The sequence below is a fragment of the Verrucomicrobiota bacterium genome (assembly GCA_016871535.1).
Classification (GTDB): domain Bacteria; phylum Verrucomicrobiota; class Verrucomicrobiia; order Limisphaerales; family SIBE01; genus VHCZ01.
Genome location: VHCZ01000381.1, coordinates 1 through 4,403, shown reverse-complemented (window position 1 = coordinate 4,403; position 4,403 = coordinate 1). Strand labels below are relative to the sequence as shown.

The following is a 4,403-nucleotide window of genomic DNA, read 5'->3' as shown; positions in this document are numbered from 1 at the left end:
TTGGAACTTCGATGCGCTTTGCTCGGTAACCGTTGGGATGAATGTTGGGACCGCCTCCATCACAGCGATTATCTGAACATCCGGCCAGTCGCTTGTTAGGACTTGGTTACTTTGGCGTCATGCACCCAGTGTCGTGGATGAACCAGGCGAAAATGCAAAACTCGCTCGTCGCGGTCTGGCGCCAGGAAGCCACGGCCTGGCTCGTCGGCTACTACTTGCTCATGCCCGATCACTTGCACCTGTTCTGCGCGCCGCGCGATCTCCGATTCGGCATCGACGCGTGGATCAAGTTTTGGAAAGGGCAATTCAGCCGTCGCCATCTCAACGAGCCCTGGGAGTTTCAACGCCGCGGCTTTCATCATCGGCTCCGCGACGCTGAAGAGTACCACGAGCGGTGGACGTACGTGAGAGAAAATCCGTTGCGCAAGGGCTTGGTCCAACATCCGGACGAGTGGCCGTATCAAGGCATGGTTCACGAGTTGCGTTGGTAGGGACGCATTCCACTGCATTCCACTGCGTCCCTGATCAGACCTTGAGGCGGACTGCTTTCGGGGAAGTGACGGTGGGACGATGGGACAGCGAGAGGCATCGGGTTTTCCCAACGTCCGTCTCTTGGTTCAAACGGCACGCCAGGGATTAATCAGGGACGCGGTGGAACGCGTCCTTACCTTCTGCGTTGGGTAGGGACGCATTCCACTGCGTCCCCAATTAAACCTTGAGGTGGATTGCCGCCAGAGAAGTGACGATGGGATTACGGACGCCTCGGGTTTTCCCGTTGTCCGTCGCTCCGTTCAAGCAACGTCCCAAGGAATAGTCAGGGACGCGGTGGAACGCGTCCTTACCAGACTAATGGGATTGCCGGGCGCGGCTGACGCGGAGGCGGAGTTTTTCGAGTTCTTGTTGCACGGCGTGGTTGCGCGCCGCTTCCTCGTGGACCTTGGCCTGTCCTTCGTCCGCCATCTCCAGAGCCGCCGTCACGACTTCCCAGCCGGACTCGCGCCGATGAATCTCAAAGCCGTGCTCGATGAGCTTGCCGTTCTTCTTTTTTGTCCGCGCGACGGGCACGAACACCCACTCATTTCTTTCCAGCCGCTGCAGCGCTTCCATCTTGCCGTGAGGAATATTGACGGCCTGGGCGTGGTCGTCAGTGGCCTGAATCCAGGGCTGTTCGCCCATGGTCTGGCGGGTGTCGTTGAGCAAAGTTCGGAGTTGTTCCGCACTGATGATTGTGTGCATGGCGGCATTTAACCGACGGAAACCGCGAGCCGTCAATCGCGATTCTTTTCCAGCAATTCTCATTATGGACTGCTTCCCATGAAGGCAAACGTTTCCAGGGTAGGGCGAGTCCGTCCCGGCGAGCCGTTTCCGACGTAGTGGGAACACGTTGGAGGCGGCTCGCTGGGGACAGGCTCGCCCTACCGAAGTCAAACTGAGAATTGCCGGATTCTTTTCTCTTCCCGTGGCGGGCGCTTTCCTTATTGTCGGGGGCGCTGAACCAACCATGAGCAGCGCCGGATCCAGCTTTTACGTCACAGGCGGCACGTTGCAGCAGGACGCCCCGTGTTACGTGGAACGCCAGGCGGACCGCGACCTTTTCGACGGCTTGCTCAAAGGAGAGTTCTGTTACGTGCTGACCTCGCGCCAAATGGGGAAGTCCTCGCTGATGGTCCGAACCTCCAACAAACTTCGCGTCAAAGGCATCAATGTCGCGGCGTTGGACTTGACTGCGATCGGCCAGAACCTGACGCCCGAACAATGGTACGACGGCCTGGCGCTGCGGCTCGGACGCCAGTTGAAGCTCGAAGACGAGTTCGATGATTTTTGGAAGCGGAACGAACGCGTCAGCCCGGTCCAGCGGTTTTTCGCCGCCCTCCGCGATATCGCGATGGCGAAGCGGCCCGGACCGCTGGTCGTTTTCGTCGATGAGATCGATACCGTGCGGAGCCTGCCGTTTTCGACCGACGAGTTCTTCTCCGCCATTCGCGAATGTTACAACCGCCGGACCGAAGACCCGGAGTTCAACCGCCTGACCTTTTGTTTGCTGGGCGTGGCCACGCCGAGTGATTTGATTCGCGACACCCGGACCACGCCGTTCAACATCGGACGCCGGATCGAGTTGAACGATTTCACGGAGGGCGAAGCGGCGCCGCTGGCCAACGGCCTGGGGCGGGAACCGCGCATCGCGGCGAAGCTCCTGGAGCGCATTCTGTATTGGACCAACGGCCATCCTTACTTGACGCAACGGCTTTGCCAGGCGGTGGCGGACGACGCCGGCGTGACGAGTCCAGGCGGCGTGGACCGATTGTGTGAAGGGTTGTTTCTCTCGCACCGCGCGCGCGAACGGGATGACAATTTGTTGTTCGTCCGCGAACGCCTGCTGCGGAGCGAAACGGAGCTGGCGAGCTTGCTCAGCCTTTACGAAAAAGTCCGCGCCGCCAAACGCGTGCGCGACGAGGAGACCAACGTGTTCGCCGGCATCTTGCGTCTCTCCGGCATCGCGCGGGTCGTGAACGGCTATCTGGCGGTGCGGAACCGGATTTATGCGCAGGTGTTCGACCGGAAGTGGGTGGTGGCGAGCATGCCCAATCAGGAACTCCGGCGCCAGCGCGAGGCGTTTCGCAAAGGCATCTTGCGGGGCGTCGCGTTCGCCACGATTCTGGTGCTGGCAGGGACATTTTCGTTTCGCTGGGTGCGGCAGAGGATTGAGGATTTGCAGGCGCAACTGGCGATTCAGAATCTGGGCGCCGTGTACGCCGGGCTCAAGTCGTATGAGGATCACGCCGTCATCCGGGCGGACATCCACATGCAGGGCGCGCGCGTCGTCACGAGCGGCCTGGCCAGCATCGCTCTGGAAAAACCCAACAAAGTCAATCTGAGGTTCAAAAGGGAAATGGGGATTGGGGAGACGGATTTTCAGATTGTCTGCGATGGCGCGAAGCTTTTCGTGCATAACCCGCTCACGAAGGAGTATCTGGTGCGGGAGGCGCGCGCAACGATCCAGGAAGTTTTCGATGAAGTCGATCGAATCCCGTACCTCGATATCCCCGAACCGCTGTATCAGATGCTCGCCAGCGAGCGCCCGCAGCAAGCGTTCGCCGAGCAGACGCGGAACGCCCGGGTTGTCGGCCGCGAGGAGATTGGCGAGCGCAAAGCTTACGTTGTGCGCTGGGGGCGGGAAGATGCTTCCACCTCCTCGCCGGGCGACGTCCAGGGCGCCCAAACCAGTTCCAACGCCTCGACCCTTCCGTATTCGATTCGAGCCTGGATCGATCAAGAAAACGGCGTCGTGCGGCAATTTGTCCAGGATCTCTCCGGCGTGGTGAAGGACACGCTGATGCCGGATTTGGGCGGGAGCGGTTTCCGCCGAGTGTCCTTGAAAGGAATGCTCGTCACCACGACGCACACAGGCATCCGGCTCAATCCGGAATTTCGGCCGGGAACGTTCGCCTTCACGCCGCCTCCGGACGCCCGGCAGGTGCAGGCATTCGAATTGACCCGCAAGCTCGCGGGCCGTTCTGTCCCGGAGGAGAAACCGGCTCTCGACAAATCCAGACTGGCTCTCCTCATTGAGAAACGGCCGCCGCAAGCGCGCCCGGAACTGGTCGATTTGTCGAAGCACTACAACGCGCCGCTCACGGAAAGCTGGCATTCGAGCCGGGCGGGGAACAACCTCGCGCCTATGCCGCGCGGGCTGCAACAATTTGCCGGAACGGAATTCGATGTGCGCGGCATCGTTCAATTGGCGGGGCAAGCGGAAGATTTTTTGAAAAGCCTCTATCCCACCGCCGCCTCGAACATCTCCGTAAAGCGAAAGTGTCAGCGCCTGCACTTTCTGCACGGGACGGGATGGACGGTTGCGGACGGCACCCAGATCGGGAGTTACCGGGTCCACTACGCGAACGGAGATCAGCGGATCGTGCCGATCATCTACGGTTTCGACGTGAGGGATTGGTGGCCGCAAGCCGATGAACCGACGACCCCGAACGGATTGGCCGTCGCGTGGCAGGGCGCGAACGAAGCCACCCGGCCGCTCAATCGCGTCGTTCGCATCTACAAATCGGTTTGGGTGAATCCATTGCCGGAAGTTGAGATCGCCAGCCTCGATTTTGTTTCCGCGATGACGGATTCCGCGCCGTTCCTGATCGCGATCACCGACGAGTGAACCTTGTGCGTTCTTCGCTCATTTCGGTAGCTGGCGCACTCGTTTCATTCATGAACCAGGTAGGGCGAGTCCGTCCCCGGCGAGCCGATTGACCGATTTTGAACACATGTGATTCGGCTCGCTGGGGACAGGCTCGCCCTACCATCGTGTTTATGGGAAGTTCCCACCGCCTTCGAGCCGTGCACACGGCCCATGAACCTGAGACTGTGCGGACCGCAGCCTTCAGGCTGCTTCCGGTCCC

3 protein-coding genes are annotated in these 4,403 nt (G+C 60.4%); 2 read left to right on the top strand and 1 reads right to left on the bottom strand.

The genetic code is table 11. The features are described 5' to 3' along the window. The first annotated feature begins 119 nt into the window (after positions 1-119). On the top strand, positions 120-491 hold the full coding sequence (locus FJ398_26405; protein ID MBM3841417.1) for a hypothetical protein: 372 nt from the start codon (positions 120-122) through the stop codon (positions 489-491). 355 nt (positions 492-846) lie between these two features. Here the strand turns inward: FJ398_26405 and FJ398_26400 are convergent, their stop codons facing one another. Further along, on the bottom strand, positions 847-1,236 hold the full coding sequence (locus FJ398_26400) for a hypothetical protein (protein MBM3841416.1): 390 nt from the start codon (positions 1,234-1,236) through the stop codon (positions 847-849). 265 nt (positions 1,237-1,501) lie between these two features. On the opposite strand from FJ398_26400, the gene FJ398_26395 reads away from it, so the two are divergent. After that, entirely contained in the window at positions 1,502-4,162 is a 2,661-nt protein-coding gene (locus FJ398_26395; protein ID MBM3841415.1) for a DUF2092 domain-containing protein, read from the top strand. Positions 4,163-4,403: the final 241 nt, after the last annotated feature.